Source organism: Methanothermobacter sp. KEPCO-1 (assembly GCF_008033705.1).
Lineage (GTDB): Archaea > Methanobacteriota > Methanobacteria > Methanobacteriales > Methanothermobacteraceae > Methanothermobacter > Methanothermobacter marburgensis.
The window spans coordinates 1,349,129-1,364,612 of sequence record NZ_CP042937.1 but is presented as its reverse complement, the minus strand read 5'-3'; the positions used below and the strand labels follow the sequence as shown (position 1 = coordinate 1,364,612).

The window sequence follows — 15,484 nt, the reverse complement described above, 5'->3', positions numbered from 1 at the left end:
GACGTGATCAGTGCGGGTATTATTGGAGCCAGCGGATATACAGGTGGTGAACTCCTCAGATTACTTGATAACCACAGTAAGGTGGAGGTGGTGGCTGCAACCTCAAGGCAGTACAGTGGTCTTCCTGTATCGCGCGTACATCCCCATCTCCAGGACACTGACCTGAAATTCGAGGAGTCCATGGAAAAGGTGGATGCGGATATCGTTTTCACGGCCACCCCACATGGAGCCTCCATGAAGATCGTTCCCGATCTGCTAGAGAGGGGTATGCGGGTTGTGGATCTCAGCGGGGACTACAGGTTCCAGGACCCCAGTACGTATGAGGAGTGGTATGGGATCAAACATGAAAAACCCCTTGAAGCTGTCTATGGTCTTCCCGAGATTCACCGGGAGGAGATAGAATCTGCAGATCTTGTGGCGAATCCTGGATGTTTTCCCACAGGTGCAATACTTGCATGTCTCCCACTGGTTTATGAGAAGCTTGCCGACACATTCATAATTGATTCAAAGACAGGTGTGAGTGGTGCCGGTGTGAAGCCAACCCCCCTCACCCATTACCCTGAATGCAGTGACAATGTTACCGCCTACAACGTGACAAGACACAGGCATACGCCTGAAATAAGGCAGGAACTTTCAAGGTTTAACCCTGTGAGGCTCAGCTTCACCCCACACCTTGTCCCGGTAACAAGGGGCATCCTCACAACCGCACACACCTTCCTCAGTGAGGACCTCAATCAGGATGAACTCATGGAGATATTCCAGGGCTTCTACGATGGAGAACCCTTTGTCAGGGTTGTCGATGGGATGCCTGTGCTCAGTGCTGTGAGGGGTTCAAACTTCTGCCACATAGGATGCTTTGAGGTGGATGATAACCAGAGGGCCGTTATAGTCTCTGCCATAGACAACCTTGTGAAGGGTGCCTCAGGTCAGGCCATACAGAACATGAACATAATGTGTGGATTCAGTGAGGTGGAGGGCCTTGACTTCCCTGGAATGCATCCATGAGATTCTGGATTCAAGGGAAATATTAAGTGAACAGAAAATTATATTATAAATAAATGGATCAGATTATCTGTTAGGTGATGAAGCTGAGTGATACGATGAAGACATGTGTGATCTACTATTCACGCACAGGAAACACTGCAATGGTGGCAAAGACACTTGCAGAGGAACTGAATGCTGATCTAACTGAAATCAAGGATCTTAAGGATAGAAGAGGATTTTTAAGTAGTTTTAAGTCCTCAATAGATGCGCTTAGGGAATCAAAGACCCCGATCAGTCCAGAAAGGGTTGAACTCTCAGAATATGACCTCATATACATTGGCACCCCAACCTGGGCCGGGAAGCCCGCACCTGCAGTGATAACCTTCATTGACAGGGCAGATTTCATGGGAAAGGACGTGATACCCTTTACAACCATGAGCAGGCAGGGTGGTGAGGGGGTAATCGAACGCATGTCTGAAAAGATAAGGGCCCGAGGGGGCCGTATAGTGAATTTCTTCATGCAGAAAACCGGTGGAAAGGAGCTTATCCAGGTGAGGGAGGATACACTCAAGCTTATGGCAGAAAAGGACCTGAAGATATACAGCTCCAGGTGATGAACTGCCAAAGAGATCAGGTGATAACATTGTTTGATAGGATGTTCAGATCATACAAGCCGCTCATAGCAATACCTGCAGCCATAACACTGCTGGCCCTTCTCCTTGTGGTTTTCCATGGTCTCAATGAAAGCGTGGACCTCAGGGGCGGGGCTCTCGCAGAGCTAACCCTTGAGAAGAGCATCAGTGGTCCGGAACTGGAATCACTCCTCAAGGGTGAACTGGGCCTGGATGATGTGAAGGTGCTCTCGGTGACAGGTAAAAGGGCGACGGTACAGTTCGGTACCGATTTGGATGTTGTCAGGGTGAGTGATGCCCTTAAGGGAACCGCGACCATAAACAGTTACAAGTCAGTAGGACCTGTACTGAGCAAGCAGGCACTGAATCAGATATACTGGGCCGTTGGATTCGCATTCCTCTTCATGTCAATCACCGTCTTCATAGTATTCAGGGACCCGATACCCTCCATCGCTGTTATCCTTGCAGCAGCGTCCGACATAATAATAGCAGTTGGTGGTATGTCCGCCTTTGGAATACCACTCTCCCTTGCCTCAGTCGGTGCCATACTCATGCTCATAGGTTACAGTGTGGACACGGATATTCTCCTCACAACAAGGGTCCTGAAACAGAGGAAGGGTGACATCAACCAGAGGGCTCTGGGGGCCATGAAGACGGGGCTCACCATGTCCATATCGGCCATAGCCTCAATGACAGCCCTGTACCTGGTCACTGTCTTTCTTATGCCTGAGGCACAGGTCCTCAGTAACATAGCCGCTGTACTCATAATAGGGCTCCTTGCAGACATCATAACCACCTGGCTCATGAACCTTGGAATTCTAAGGTGGTACCTGGAGGTTAAAGCATGAACAGGAAGGTTTCAAAATTCCTCAAAGATTACAGGGTTATACTCCTCCTTGTCCTCGTTGCAGGCAGTATAGCTGCGGTGTCAACCCTGGGGATCCAGCAGGGTCTTGACCTCAAGGGGGGTTCGCTCATACAGATACAGCTTGAAAAGCCGGTGGATGCTGCCACAATGAATACAGTGACGAGCGTGCTGGACAAGAGGCTCAACATATTCGGTGTCAAGGACGTGAAGGTGCGTGCCAGTGGCGATCAGAATGTTATAGTTGAAATTGCAGGTGTCCAGCCAGATCAGGTTGCAGACATAGTTGGTAAACCAGGTAAATTTGAGGCCCGGATAGGAAACGAGACCGTCCTCACAGGGGCGGACATTGTGAGTGTCCAGGCACCCATAATCACAGCCAATGAATGGGAGGTGCCCTTCAAGCTTTCAACTGAAGGGGCTCAGAGGTTCGCTGAGGCTGCCAGGGGCAAAGCAGGGCAGCCAGTCAACATGTACCTGGATGACCGTCTGATCACCTCCCCTGAGATTTCACCGGAGGTTGCAACAGGAAAACCAACCACGGATGTCCGGATAACAGGGGCTGAGAACAGCAAGGAAGAGGCTGAGGCCCAGGCCAAGGAGATAGAGACGCTCCTGAAATCAGGGTCTCTTCCTGTGAAGGTTAAAATTGTTGGTGTGAGCAGTGTATCCGCGGAACTTGGAAAACAGTTTGTGGAGGGTGCACTCATCGCAGGGCTTCTTGCTGTCCTTGCAATTGCCGTCATACTCATAATACGCTACAGGACCCCCCTCCTGGTTGTGCCCATCTTCATGACGACACTTGCAGAACTCATAATCATCCTGGGTGCAGCTGCCGTTATACGGTGGAACATTGACCTTGCGGCAATAGCAGGTATACTGGCAGCCATAGGTACCGGTGTGGATGACCAGATCATCATAACAGACGAGGTGCTGGCAGGTGAGGGCAGGAGAACCAGACGTAAGTTCAGGATAAAGGATGCCTTCTTCATAATATTCGCATCTGCAGGTACCCTGATAGCCGCAATGCTTCCACTGGCCTACGTGGGCTTTTCAAGGGGTGCCACGGGTATAGGTCTCCTTTCAGGTTTCGCATTCACCACCGTCCTTGGGGTGCTTATAGGTGTGTTCATAACAAGACCTGTGTATGCAAAGTTCATTGAAACCTTCAATCTGGGTAGAAGGTGATCTGAAGGTGGGTATGAGATGAAGAAACCCTTTGAACTGCGGGTCAAGCCAATAAAGAACGGGACGGTTATAGACCATATAACTGCCAACAGGGCCCTCAATGTACTCAATATCCTTGGATTACCTGATGGGAGGAGCAAGGTGACGGTTGCCATGAACATGGATTCATCCCAGCTTGGCTCCAAGGATATTGTTAAGATAGAGAACAGGGAACTTGAGTCATCCGAGGTGGATCAGATAGCCCTGATAGCCCCGCGAGCTACCATAAACATCATAAGGGATTACAAGATTGTTGAAAAGGCCAAGGTGAGGCTTCTGGATGAGGTTAGGGGCATCCTGAGGTGCCCCAATCCCAACTGTATCACCAACAGCGATGAGGGCGTTGAGAACCGGTTCTATGTCATATCAAAGGAACCTGTGATGCTGCGATGCTATTACTGTGAGCGCCTCATCGAGACCGAGGAGATAGAATCCCAGTTTTAGGGTGATTCCATGAGAGAGATTAAGGTATCTGCACTGGTCATCATGTTCCTGTTGCTTATATCACCGGCAGCCGGTACTGTTTTTGTAACCGATTCATCCCATACCATTATAACGGCACCTGTGGCAGCCCATACAAAAAGTGGGCTTGTGGTGAGCAGTTACACTCCAGAGAAGTCCGTCCTCAAGTATGTTAAGGGGATGGACACAGTTGTTGTTGGTGACGTTAAGGTTAATGGGACCCGTATCCCTGCAAGGACATCCTCACTTGCACGTTACTGGAGCAGGAGCAACGTGGTTGTCCTTGGAACGGGGTCAGATATCTCAGCAGCATATGCTGCAATAAAAAATGATGCCCCCCTCCTTATAAGTGGAAAGACGCTGCCATCAGCCACAAAAACAGAGATAAAGCGTTTGAAGCCCAAGAAGATAATCATATGCGCCCCTGCATCAGCCATACCCTCATCATCACTGAAGGGCCTTGGCATACCCTACCAGAGGGTGTGGTATGGCAGTGATTCAGCCACACTGAGCGCCCTCCAGCCAAAATCAGGACCAAGGGTTATGGCACCCAGGTCGCTTCTCCCCGTGGCGATGACACTCTGGAGATCAGGCGTATTCTCCACATCCACATCAGTTAGAGTCAATGGAACGGTTCTCTGGTCATCATGCTATCCAACCACATCTGTTATAATGAACCGCTACGCTTCAGGAACACTGGAGACCATATACATGAGCTCAGACAGGTTGAATGGTGTTAATGGAAGAACACTCATGGAATCCATAAAGGCAGAGATAGCAGGGTCAGCCAGGGTTATAATAGATGAGAGGTCACCGGCCCCCGGGGAAGCCGACCGTGCCATTAAGAATGCCCCCCCAGGATCCCTTGCTGTTTACATAGCAGCCGCATGTCCCGGGACGATGTACAGTACCATCTCAGGAATAAAATCAGGTTACCTCAGATCATACGCCTCCAGTCTCGACGGGGTGGCCTATGTGAACTACGGTAGCCTCAACCTTGAGAAGACCAGCTACCTATCCAGGGCCTGGGATGATAACTTCTCAAATGTCTACTTTGCAGGTATCAGTAAACCCTCAGAGTACCTCAAGACTTCGGGTATCCTTCTCCTGGAACCAAAGGTTTTACCCCAGAGCCAGCAGATTCACTTCACAGCAATGAACCTCATCGACCACGCCTACTCTGCAGATGGTGAGCACCTGAGGACAGTGAATTCATCAGTGTACATCGCAAGGCATGAAATCGATCCAACCACACTCTCAGCAGATGCCCGCCGCATAGTCAGTGGTAACACGACCGTGATGGCCCGGGAGGAGTGGGCCTACCTTGCATCCCAGTACATAGCAGGGCTCCCCATCAGGAAGAACACAACTGCAATATCAGACGCCAGTTCATCAAGCAACACCTACACTGGGACACTCACAAGGGCCGAGTACCGTGACGCTGCAAGGAGGGTCTATGAATTCGCAAAGGCCAACAGGAGGCTTCCCGCCTATGTCTCAGTTGGTGATAAAAAGCTTGGAAGGGACGAGTACACACTGATGTTTGCACAGATAATCCAGAACCACACAGATAAGAGCAAGATGGTGTTCCCGTCATCTGTTAAGGTGGGTGAGAGCCTCATTGACACTGTGGTCCAGTTCATAAAGGACCTAATAACATAGATGTGTCAAAAATCTCTTTTTTTATTTTATACCCTTTTCATCTCTAATTTGATATGTTTTTTCTGCAAAACGAATACAGATAATGTTCCATTAAAAAGAAAGGAATAGGTTTTCCCAGATGCCTTTGTACTAAGACTTCGGCTCTTGGGAATTCCACGATAAATTACTTCTTTCAGAAGCCCTTGAACACCCGATATTTTCCCTAGGTGACCTCATTCAGATGATGCCGTTGTACTTCAGGAAGGCTATCATCTGGGTGTAGGATTTTGTAACACTACCTGATGCAACTGAACCATGGGGGGAGCGGACCTCCGCTGTAACTGCAGGGATACCTGCAAGGTTGCAGACATCCTCAAGGGCTCCTGGATAATCCTTACCTGCCACCTGTGATGGTATGAGGGCTGATCCGCTGTAGCGGCTCATATAGGATGCCATCCTGTAGCTCTCATAGGTTGGTATCCTTGTGCATAGAATCGATGTTTTCCCCGGCACTCCACCGGGCCTTGTTGAGTGGAAGTCCCCCACGGCACTCACACCCCTTGAAGCAGCCACCTGAACTATCCTGTTGGATGGTGTGCCCCTCACATTTGCAATGCTGTTGGGGTTCTTACCATTCCAGTACCTGGAACTCCGGGCAGTGGATGAGGGTATGAGGAACGGTACAACGTAGACCGTCCCGTTTATCCTTTTACCTGAAAGATAATTTATGAGCTTAACAGCGGCAATTGAAGCTGGAAGTTCATTTCCATGGACACCTGCAACTATTATAACCTTCCTGCTACCATTTCCAAATGTGAACATTGGAGTGCCCTTTTTTGCAGCCTGAAAAACCCCTGATGTTACCGATGTGTGGGGGGAGTAGTGCCTGATGTAATAGTTCTTTGATACATCCCCCCCTGTACCAGTATAAATGATCTCAGTTTTGAGTGCCGAAGCCACGGGCACAGATGAAAGGATGAATGCGACTGTAACAAGAATGGTTAGAAATTTCAACGGTGCTTTTCTCATAAATCCTCACCTTTCCTATCATATATTCAGCATCATATATTGATTTTTGGTTCCGAAAAGACTTAATAAATTAATTTTGTCTTCCTTAACGTCCCGAAAAGAAAAATTGTGACTGGTTAAAAAATCTAAAAATGTTATAAATAAGATGCCAGGTGCCTTGCGAGGCGCCTTGCAAGTGCCATGAGGGTGAGGATCGGTGGGGCCCCTGGTGCCTCAGGCAGAACGCTGGCATCGGCCACAAAGAGGCCCTGAATGGATGTTTCAAGGTTCTCGTCCACAACATCCCCTATGGCCGCTGTACCCCCAGGGTGGGCTCCACGGGGGCGTGTGGATCGTAGGGTATCCGCCCTTACCCCTGCCTCAGATAAAATCGCCCCTGCAAGGGCGGCGCCCTCAGCGAGATACCTAACATCCCTCTGGGTATGATGCTTCACAACCCTACCCGTCTCCACACGACCGCAGGCCTCATCCCTTATCTTGACCATGAGCCCCAGAACGTCACCCCTATCCCTTTCAGGGAAGAGAAGGGTTGAGAAGTGGGGTGAAAGTATGAAGCCGTCCATTTCAATGAGTGCATTCATCTGGACCTCATCACAGAACCCGATCCCATCAAGTATGCCCCCCACCGTAACGAAGGTGTCCATGAAGAACTTTCTCCCTGCATCAATACCTGCCCTCATTAGGATTCTTGGGGTTTCAACTGCCCCTGCTGCCAGGACAACGGTTTCATCATGGAAACTGCCTGCTGATGTTTCAAGACCCCTGACCTTCCCCCCCTCCAGGATCAGGTCCCTTGCCTCTGTCTCCTTAACCAGCACCGCGCCGTGTTCAATGGCCTCATCCATGAATTCCCTGGCAGACCATTTGGCACTCCTGGGGCAGCCAAAGGAGCATTTACCGCATGGTCTGCATTTTTCGGGTCTTATGAACTTTGGCATCCTCCTGATTTTAAGTCCAAGGGACTCTGCCGCATCCATGATGAGTGCAGTCCCCCTCCCGATGTGTGTATCAGGGAGTTCCCGCACATTAAGTTCCCTTTCAATGGCATCGAGATCATCTGTTATATCAACACCATAATCCTTCAGCGTGTCCTCAAGGACTCTTACGGCGTTACCTGCTGCCACGAGTGTCGATCCACCCACACAGCTTGTTTTAAGGATGTCAGGGTCATCTGAACTCTCATCGTAGCACAGAAATGCGTCCCTGTCCTGAACGTAGGGGCCCCTTTCTATTACGGTAACATCAAATCCCCCCACTGCAAGTTCCCTTGCAAGGGTTGCCCCTGAGGCCCCTGAACCGACTATGAGAACCATAATTCACCTTTTCTTCAGGATCTGAAAACCGGATCCTTGTTTCATTCAAATAGCATTATGGCCCTTGTAGGGCATGAGTTCACACAGAAGCTGCATCCTATGCACTTCTGGTCGTCAATTCTTATCTCCCAGTCATCCTCGATGCATATTGCGCTCACAGGACAGAGTGAGACGCAGGCCCCACAGTCAACGCACTTCTCCCTGTCCTTCTTCACCACCCTCATTGCAGGGTGAACCTCAATTCCAGCGTCCTCGATGAAGTCTATTCCCTCCTTCTCCTCCGGACCGCTTATCTCAACGAGCATCTTACCCCCGCGGGGTGTGATGTTGGCACGGAGTATGTTGAAGTCAATGTCGTACCTCTTTATTGCCTCTGATATTATGGATTTGTTAACGATATTAGGTGAGAATTTAAGCCAGGCCTTCATATTGACTCTCCCCTATTCTCCAGTTTTCCTATCAGCCTTGAAATATCCTCTGCTGTGATTATACCCTTCACCCGGTTTTCCTCATCCACTATCGGTAAACCTGATATGTTATATTTATCTATACGTCTTGCAACAACGTCCACGGGTTCATTTTCCCGTGCTACGATTACTCTACGGGTCATTACATCCTTAAGGCTTCTCTTACCCCTTGCAACTGCATCTGCGATGTCCCATGATGTCACAATACCCCTGAGGATGCCCTGGCTGTCAACAACAGGTATATGGTTTATGTTGTTGTCAACCATCTTCCTCGCCACCTCCCTGAGGTCGTCATCCTCATGGGTCATTATCACAGGTTTGCTCTCAAGTTCCCTCACCATGATGGAGGGCCTCCTTATTTCCAGTGGCTTTGTGGAATGGCCCCTCGATGGTAGGGGTTTTATGGGTTCTGTGAGGAGGAAATCTCCCCTTTCAATCCATGATTTCAGTTCCTCTGCAATCTCCCTCGCCTTTTTAAGTGATGAAAGTGGAGATGTTGGGACCTCAACACCATTTATTTCAATTTTACCTGATTTGAGCTCCTTATAGTTTGTTTCCATGATAACTGGTCTTGATCTTCTTGGAACACCGTAGTCTATCACCCTGCAGACTATTTCCTCATCTGATATTCCTGTTGCAGCTGCTATATCCTCATTGAGTACCGGTATGGGTATCCCCGCCCCAACATAGAGTGTGGGGCCGTACCTTGGCATGGTCGCCCCCCTCACGTATTCAGGGTCCATCTCCTTCATATCACCCCTGACCATGAGGGTCCCTGCGGCTGAAATAGGAACACCATTCTTTCTATCCACATCTGTTGAGTGCTGTGTGCCCTCCCCGATTATATAGCCCTCTGCACCGCAGAGGAATATCTTTGTGCCCAAACCGATCGTCTGGAAGTATGGGTCATTGAGGAGGGGGCTCAGTTCCCCTGCACTTGAATATGTCACATTACCGTAATTTGGAAGGAGTGTTCCCATGTAGGTGTAGAGGGTCTCCTGGGTTGAATTGACGGCAACCGCATAGTTCTGGTAGCAGTTTCTGGGGTTCACCATTACCGCCTGGTTTATTGTATCGAGACTTATGAGGGTCTCCACGCTCTTTAATGGGTAGCAGTCGGTACCATAGGCCTCTGCAACCAGTTCTATCTCCTTTCCCCTTATGAGGTCCTCTATGACATGTGAACCCCCATAGCTGAGGCCTATCTCAGGGTCCCTGTTTGGCTGTGTTGCCCCTATATAGGCGTCCACAGCTGCAAGTCCGGAATATGCCTCCACACCATTCAGGTACGTTTTCGACATCTTTATTGGTGGATCAGAGTGACCGAAGTTGAGGAAAGCGCCTGATGAACACATAGCACCAAATGTACCGGTTGTAACAACATCAACTTCCCTTGCAGCATCTTCTGGTCCGGTTTCAGCCACAATTGCCGTCATCTCAGCTGCAGTTACGACGACAGCATCCCCATCCCTGATCTTCTGGTTTATTTCCTCAATTGTTTTCAATATACCACATCCGGTGCTATCTGTAAAATAAACTGATTAGTTGGTATATGGGTGTTCATTTAAATAATTTATCTAATCCACTGAATCTCCCAATCAAGATCTGCCTACTTGCAATGGCATTCTAAACCTTAATGGATACCATTCAACTAAACAGGCAAAAGAATCATAAGGCTCCACTTACAGATAAACCTAGAGAAACTTCTTGAAGGCTGATGGGAAATGGATATCGATATGGATCATCTGGAGAGGGTAATCAGCGGTATAGCTGAAAAGGTAGAATACGCAGATTTAAGGGCAGGGACCTCATCTTCAGGTTCAATTATACTCAAGGACGGCAACGTACAGGAGGTCAAGTCAGGAGAGGCTGCAGGGTTCAGAATAAGGGTGCTCAAAAATGGTTCATGGGGATTCGCCTTCACCGATGAACCAGAAGAACTGGAGGGAATGGCACTCCATGCTTTAAAGATGGCAGAATCACTGAGGGGCGATGTTGAGGTTGGTTCACTGCAGCCCCAAAACGATAAGACAACCGTTAAATCATCAAGGGCCCCCTCAGATGTTCCAGCAGATGAGAAACGGGAGCTTGTGTTTGAGGCTCACCATGCGGCATCGGTTGATGGGGTTGTGAGCACCACCGTGAGTTATGTTGATATGGAGAGTTCAACCGTTTTCCTCAACTCTGAGGGATCCTGCATAGAGATGAACGATTCAAAGGTTGCCCTGTTCCTCAACGCCGTTGCATCCGACGGTACCAGCATACAGTTTGGCCATGGTAGCTGCGGTGGCACAGGAGGATTTGAGATACTTGAAAGGGAGGACATCGAAGAATTCGGGCGCAGGGCAGGTGAGAAGGCGGTGAGACTCCTATCAGCAGATTCACCCCCCTCAGGACGCTTCCATGTAATAACAGACCCTGAACTTACAGGTGTCTTCATACATGAGGCCCTGGGGCATGCCGCCGAGGCTGACCGCATACTTCAGGGTGACTCAATCCTTGAGGGAAAGCTCGGTGAGAGGATCGCCTCAGAGTCTGTGACCATAGTTGACGATCCAACCATAGAGGGTTTTGGTAGCTACAGCTACGATGCAGAGGGTGTGGAGGCATCAAGGACCGTTCTTGTGGAGGACGGTACTCTCAGATCACTCCTGAATTCCAGGGAAACAGCCTTCAAGCTTGGTCTTGAACCATCAGGAAATGCACGTTCAGCCATAGGGGACCAGCCCATTGTCAGGATGAGCAACACATTCCTTGAACCAGGAGACCTATCATTTGATGAACTCGTTGAGGATATACGTGACGGCATCTACCTTCGGGGTTCAAGGGGAGGTCAGGTTGATACAGGTAAGGGGATATTCCAGTTCAATGCGGCTGAATCATTCAGGATAAGGAATGGTGAGATATGTGAGCCCCTCAGGGATGTTTCACTTTCAGGAAACGTTCTTGAGACCCTCATGAACGTTGATGGTGTTGGGTCAGACTTCAAACTTGGTATTGGCTTCTGCGGTAAATCAGGACAGAGCGTCCCTGTGGGTGATGGGGGGCCCCATGTGAGGATACTGAATGCAATGGTTGGTGGAACATGAAATCCATATCAAGAGAGGAGGGAAGGCTGCTTGTTGAAATTGCAAGGAGTGTAATTGAGGAGCACCTGCGAGGCTCCGAAACCTTCAGATTACCAGGAGATCTTCCTGATAAATTCAGGGAGAAGAGGGGAGTATTCGTTACACTGGAGAAGAATGGTGAGCTCAGGGGATGCATAGGTTACCCTGAACCGGTAAGACCCCTCATAGATGCCCTCATCGACGCCGCCATATCCGCGGCCACACGTGACCCCAGGTTCCCGCCTGTTGAACCTGCTGAACTTGATGAGATAGAGGTTGAGGTCAGCGTCCTCACACCACCCACCCCCATCAGGGTTGAAAATCCTGCTGACTATCCCCAGAGAATAAGGGTTGGTGTTGATGGCCTCATCGTTGAGAGGGGATGGGCCAGGGGCCTTCTTCTGCCACAGGTTGCAACAGAGTGGGGATGGGATGCTGAGGAGTTCCTCTGCAACACATGTATGAAGGCAGGACTTCCACCTGACTGCTTCTATGACCCCCAGACAAGGGTTTACAGGTTTCAGGCCCAGATATTCCGTGAAAAGGACTACAGATAAAACCCAGAATCACACCCTTGAGGTTCACCACACATAAATATTCCAAAGTTATTAATAGAGAAGAGTGATTTTCATGATAATACCAACAGTTCCAACAGCGGATGAACTCCTTGATAAGGGATTCAGGAGGGCCAGGAAAGCCGCATCCCTCAAGAGGAGTTCAAAGATCCCTGGACAGAAAAAGGCCAAGATAATTGAATCCACACGAATCCAGACAGCATGCCAGGTTATAAGGGACCGTCTGAAGATGATCATCCAGCGCATACCAGATATAGAGTCACTGCCAGAGTTCTATCAGGACTACATCGATGTAACAGTGGGTGTGGATGACCTCAAAAAGTCCCTCGGCGCGCTTAACTGGGCTGTCGGAATACTCAATCAGCTTGAATCCGATTACATGAAGAAAATCAAACGTTCAAAGCCATCAGATGCATCCAACCTAAGAAGAGAGGCCTTCGGGAGGATATCATCAGTTGTGAGAAGAATTGAAGGGGACCTTGACTTCCTTGACTTTGCAAAGAACAAGCTCAGGAACATGCCAACCGTGGACTTCGACGCATTCACGGTTGTTATAGCGGGCTTCCCAAATGTGGGGAAATCCACGCTCCTCAGGACACTGACAGGTGCAGAACCAGAGGTTGCTGATTACCCCTTCACCACCAAGGGTATACAGATAGGCCACCTTGAACGTAAATGGCGGAAAATTCAGGTAATAGATACTCCAGGTCTCCTTGACCGGCCGGTTGAGGATATGAACAACATTGAACTACAGGCCATGGTTGCCCTTGAGAACATAGCCGATGTCATACTCTTCATATTTGACGCCTCAGAAACCTGCGGGTACACACTCGAAAACCAGTACAGCCTTTATCTTGGCATAAAGGGTATCTTTGAAACGCCCATCATCACGGTTTTCAACAAGATGGACCTTGCAGAAAATGTTAAGTATCTGGAAGAATATATTAATATGGTTGAGGAACCACTGATGGTGTCTGCATTCCAGGGCAGAGGGGTCTCCGAGATAGTAAAAAAACTGGAGGGTTTATATGAAAAAGAAACTGGAAAAACCTATGACAATGTTTGAGAAAAGAAGGCTGATGGCCGAGAAGATGATGGAAGATATGATAAAGAACATGAGGGAGATGCAGAAGGAGTTCGAGAAGAAGATATCAGAGTACACCGAGAACATACCTGAAAAGCTGAACATGGACGTCATAGAAACAGATGACCAGATAATCATAAAGACGGACCTTCCCGGTGTTAAGAAGGAAGATATAAACATAGAACTCACAGAAAATACCATATCCATATCTGCAGTCTTTGAAGAGGAAATTGAGGTCAAGGAGGCCAATTTCGTCAAAAAGGAAAGGAAATACGGTGAGGCAAGAAGGGAGATGAGGCTCCCTGAAAAGATAAAGGTCGAAGAGGCCAAGGCCAAATTTGAAAATGGTGTCCTTACAGTTGAGCTTCCAAAGGTGGAGGTCAAAAAGAAACAGGTCCTCAAGGTGGAATGAACCACCTCCTATTTTTTGTTGCCACTGGAACTTTAGGCTGATTTTTGCTGGCTAATAAAAATCGGTTCACGGATTACTTTAAAGAAAGTAATAATTCATTAGTATCTGACCTTGCCGATATGCCTCGTGCTTCCAGGATCCTCACCATTGAAGTGGGCAAGGTAGTATACGAACCACTCAAGGGGAACTGCAAGCACAAATGGTGAGAGCAGTGGACTGAGGTCAGAGTAATCAGACATCCTGAATACTATATTCAGAGCTCCAAGACTTTCACAGAACCTCAAAGCCCTCTCTGTAAGCTCATCACCCGGAAATCCTGACTCAAGGAATATCACCGGCACCCCCTTCTCCACCCTCTCAATGAGTCCATGCCTGAATTCGCCTGAATAGAGGGGACAGGCATGTTTCAGGGCGCCCTCCATGAGCATGGTCATGGCAAGCTTGTATGCCAGTCCATAGTTTGGGCCGCTCCCCATACAGTAGAATATATCCTCCCCTGCATGCTCCTCTGCAAGACCCCTGCAGTCATCCTCGGTGTCACTCAGGAGCCTCCCGATCTCATCAGGTAGCTCGTCCAGTTCTGAGAGTATCCTCTCAGATAACTCATCGGTGTGCATGTCAAATAATATCCTGTAGAGGGCCAAGAGCTGTGTCATGTAGGTCTTGGTGCCAAGTATGGCCTCCTCTCTGCCACAGCGGGTTATTATGGTGCTCTGGGACTCAGAGGCCATGGTGCTTTCAGGTTCATTTGTGATCGTCACCGTTTTAAGTCCAAGTTCAGTGGCCCTTCTAAGTGCCGCGAGGGTATCTGCTGTCTCCCCGGACTGGGACGTGAATATAACCACAGAGTCCCTTTCCTCAATCTTTCTGTGGTAGTAGAATTCATAGCCGGTCATGACATCAATGTTAAGCTCATAGTTCATTGCAACTGCATCCCTTGCACTGTAGCATGTGGATAGTGAACTTCCACATCCAACAAGGTATATTCGTCTGCAGTCAGCAATCTCATTTGATATCTGGGACATTCTGTCCCCTTCAGCTTTAAGGGTCCTTTTAAGTGATCCTGGCTGTTCCATGAGCTCTGTGTACATCCTGTATTTCATCTCATCTCCCCAAAAGTTTTTCATAATCCTCAGCTATTCTAAGGGCTGCCTCTGCAACTTCAACTGCATCTCCTCCAGTGAGTACGATCATTGGCTCCTTGCCCCATGCACCCCTGTGGTATATGACATCAGGGGGTGATTCTGAGTTTCTTATGGCCTCCTCAACACCCCAGGGTATGGTGCCGCCCTCGATCTCCCGCACCTCTGGGGGTTCCCTGCTGCGGTCATATGATGAGACCACCATTCCATGGTCCCCACAGATATCAATTATACTTTCATCAAATTTAATATTAAGTGCGCTTCTCTTCCAGGGAAAGTGCCTGTTGAGGGCTATTATGAAACGGGCCATGTGGGATGATGCCCCGAATTCAGGTTCCCTGCATGCGAAGGCCCTCCCACGGAACTCTGTGATTCTGCCAGGTACCGCCACAACATCTTCGATATCGCGGGGGTTTTCCCGTGCCATTACAAGGTTGGACCTCACCTCAGGTATGAGAATCCCGAAGCATTCAGATGATGATAGCATATCAAGGGCCATCTTAACGTTCTCTATTTCCATGATATCACTCAAAGAGAATATTCC

Annotated in this window: 16 protein-coding genes; 10 read left to right on the top strand and 6 right to left on the bottom strand. The window is 48.9% G+C overall.

Features of this window, described 5'->3' with window-relative positions; genetic code table 11:
* The first annotated feature begins 3 nt into the window (after positions 1-3).
* From argC to FVF72_RS07290, 6 genes are all read left to right on the top strand, one after another.
* Positions 4-1,005: an N-acetyl-gamma-glutamyl-phosphate reductase gene (argC, locus tag FVF72_RS07315; RefSeq protein ID WP_147671712.1), complete on the top strand. Its 1,002-nt coding sequence runs from the start codon at positions 4-6 to the stop codon at positions 1,003-1,005.
* Between the two features lie 95 nt (positions 1,006-1,100).
* A complete protein-coding gene (locus FVF72_RS07310; RefSeq protein ID WP_147671711.1) occupies positions 1,101-1,598 on the top strand; it encodes a flavodoxin in 498 nt (165 codons plus the stop codon).
* A 29-nt stretch (positions 1,599-1,627) separates the two neighbouring features.
* Entirely contained in the window at positions 1,628-2,464 is an 837-nt protein-coding gene (locus FVF72_RS07305) for a protein translocase subunit SecF (protein ID WP_370511826.1), read from the top strand.
* Complete coding sequence (locus FVF72_RS07300) at positions 2,461-3,669, top strand: preprotein translocase subunit SecD (RefSeq protein ID WP_147671710.1); 1,209 nt, start codon at positions 2,461-2,463, stop codon at positions 3,667-3,669. The genes FVF72_RS07305 and FVF72_RS07300 overlap by 4 nt, the downstream gene beginning before the upstream one ends.
* A gap of 18 nt (positions 3,670-3,687) precedes the next feature.
* Entirely contained in the window at positions 3,688-4,152 is a 465-nt protein-coding gene (gene pyrI / locus FVF72_RS07295; RefSeq protein ID WP_013296057.1) for an aspartate carbamoyltransferase regulatory subunit, read from the top strand.
* 9 nt (positions 4,153-4,161) lie between these two features.
* Positions 4,162-5,832, top strand: a complete 1,671-nt coding sequence (locus tag FVF72_RS07290) for a pseudomurein-binding repeat-containing protein (RefSeq protein ID WP_147671709.1) — start codon at positions 4,162-4,164, stop codon at positions 5,830-5,832.
* Positions 5,833-6,048: 216 nt separating this feature from the next.
* Here FVF72_RS07290 and FVF72_RS07285 read toward each other — a convergent pair whose 3' ends face one another.
* From FVF72_RS07285 to FVF72_RS07270, 4 genes are all read right to left on the bottom strand, one after another.
* Entirely contained in the window at positions 6,049-6,840 is a 792-nt protein-coding gene (locus FVF72_RS07285) for a succinylglutamate desuccinylase/aspartoacylase family protein (protein ID WP_255503685.1), read from the bottom strand.
* Between the two features lie 134 nt (positions 6,841-6,974).
* Positions 6,975-8,153, bottom strand: coding sequence for a GMC family oxidoreductase N-terminal domain-containing protein (locus tag FVF72_RS07280; protein WP_147671708.1), 1,179 nt, complete (start codon positions 8,151-8,153; stop codon positions 6,975-6,977).
* 41 nt (positions 8,154-8,194) lie between these two features.
* Positions 8,195-8,581: a 4Fe-4S binding protein gene (locus FVF72_RS07275; protein ID WP_147671707.1), complete on the bottom strand. Its 387-nt coding sequence runs from the start codon at positions 8,579-8,581 to the stop codon at positions 8,195-8,197.
* Positions 8,578-10,125, bottom strand: coding sequence for a homocysteine biosynthesis protein (locus tag FVF72_RS07270; protein ID WP_147671706.1), 1,548 nt, complete (start codon positions 10,123-10,125; stop codon positions 8,578-8,580). Before FVF72_RS07270 ends, FVF72_RS07275 begins: the two co-directional genes overlap by 4 nt.
* Positions 10,126-10,344: 219 nt before the next feature.
* Between FVF72_RS07270 and FVF72_RS07265 the strand changes: the two genes are divergently transcribed.
* From FVF72_RS07265 to FVF72_RS07250, 4 genes are all read left to right on the top strand, one after another.
* Positions 10,345-11,709, top strand: coding sequence for a TldD/PmbA family protein (locus tag FVF72_RS07265; RefSeq protein ID WP_147671705.1), 1,365 nt, complete (start codon positions 10,345-10,347; stop codon positions 11,707-11,709).
* Positions 11,706-12,284 (top strand): TIGR00296 family protein, encoded by a 579-nt coding sequence (locus FVF72_RS07260; RefSeq protein WP_147671704.1) that lies wholly within the window; start codon positions 11,706-11,708, stop codon positions 12,282-12,284. The genes FVF72_RS07265 and FVF72_RS07260 overlap by 4 nt, the downstream gene beginning before the upstream one ends.
* A gap of 73 nt (positions 12,285-12,357) precedes the next feature.
* Positions 12,358-13,368, top strand: coding sequence for an NOG1 family protein (locus FVF72_RS07255; protein WP_147671703.1), 1,011 nt, complete (start codon positions 12,358-12,360; stop codon positions 13,366-13,368).
* Positions 13,361-13,798, top strand: a complete 438-nt coding sequence (locus tag FVF72_RS07250) for an Hsp20/alpha crystallin family protein (protein ID WP_255503684.1) — start codon at positions 13,361-13,363, stop codon at positions 13,796-13,798. Before FVF72_RS07255 ends, FVF72_RS07250 begins: the two co-directional genes overlap by 8 nt.
* 98 nt (positions 13,799-13,896) lie before the next feature.
* Here FVF72_RS07250 and FVF72_RS07245 read toward each other — a convergent pair whose 3' ends face one another.
* Together FVF72_RS07245 and FVF72_RS07240 are read right to left on the bottom strand one after the other, a co-directional pair.
* Positions 13,897-14,901, bottom strand: a complete 1,005-nt coding sequence (locus tag FVF72_RS07245; protein WP_147671702.1) for an SIS domain-containing protein — start codon at positions 14,899-14,901, stop codon at positions 13,897-13,899.
* A 1-nt stretch (position 14,902) separates the two neighbouring features.
* Positions 14,903-15,460 (bottom strand): thiamine-phosphate synthase family protein, encoded by a 558-nt coding sequence (locus FVF72_RS07240; RefSeq protein WP_147672017.1) that lies wholly within the window; start codon positions 15,458-15,460, stop codon positions 14,903-14,905.
* Positions 15,461-15,484 lie beyond the last annotated feature (24 nt).

Excerpts from the sequence above, each read along its gene's own strand:
- FVF72_RS07255 (WP_147671703.1), top strand. The coding sequence starts at position 12,358 with ATGATAATACCAACAGTTCCAACAGCGGATGAACTCCTTGATAAGGGA.
- FVF72_RS07285 (WP_255503685.1), bottom strand. The coding sequence starts at position 6,840 with ATGAGAAAAGCACCGTTGAAATTTCTAACCATTCTTGTTACAGTCGCA.
- FVF72_RS07245 (WP_147671702.1), bottom strand. The coding sequence starts at position 14,901 with ATGAAATACAGGATGTACACAGAGCTCATGGAACAGCCAGGATCACTT.
- FVF72_RS07275 (WP_147671707.1), bottom strand. The coding sequence starts at position 8,581 with ATGAAGGCCTGGCTTAAATTCTCACCTAATATCGTTAACAAATCCATA.
- FVF72_RS07290 (WP_147671709.1), top strand. The coding sequence starts at position 4,162 with ATGAGAGAGATTAAGGTATCTGCACTGGTCATCATGTTCCTGTTGCTT.
- FVF72_RS07250 (WP_255503684.1), top strand. The coding sequence starts at position 13,361 with ATGTTTGAGAAAAGAAGGCTGATGGCCGAGAAGATGATGGAAGATATG.
- FVF72_RS07310 (WP_147671711.1), top strand. The coding sequence starts at position 1,101 with ATGAAGACATGTGTGATCTACTATTCACGCACAGGAAACACTGCAATG.
- FVF72_RS07300 (WP_147671710.1), top strand. The coding sequence starts at position 2,461 with ATGAACAGGAAGGTTTCAAAATTCCTCAAAGATTACAGGGTTATACTC.
- FVF72_RS07280 (WP_147671708.1), bottom strand. The coding sequence starts at position 8,153 with ATGGTTCTCATAGTCGGTTCAGGGGCCTCAGGGGCAACCCTTGCAAGG.
- FVF72_RS07260 (WP_147671704.1), top strand. The coding sequence starts at position 11,706 with ATGAAATCCATATCAAGAGAGGAGGGAAGGCTGCTTGTTGAAATTGCA.
- pyrI (WP_013296057.1), top strand. The coding sequence starts at position 3,688 with ATGAAGAAACCCTTTGAACTGCGGGTCAAGCCAATAAAGAACGGGACG.
- FVF72_RS07240 (WP_147672017.1), bottom strand. The coding sequence starts at position 15,460 with ATGGAAATAGAGAACGTTAAGATGGCCCTTGATATGCTATCATCATCT.
- FVF72_RS07265 (WP_147671705.1), top strand. The coding sequence starts at position 10,345 with ATGGATATCGATATGGATCATCTGGAGAGGGTAATCAGCGGTATAGCT.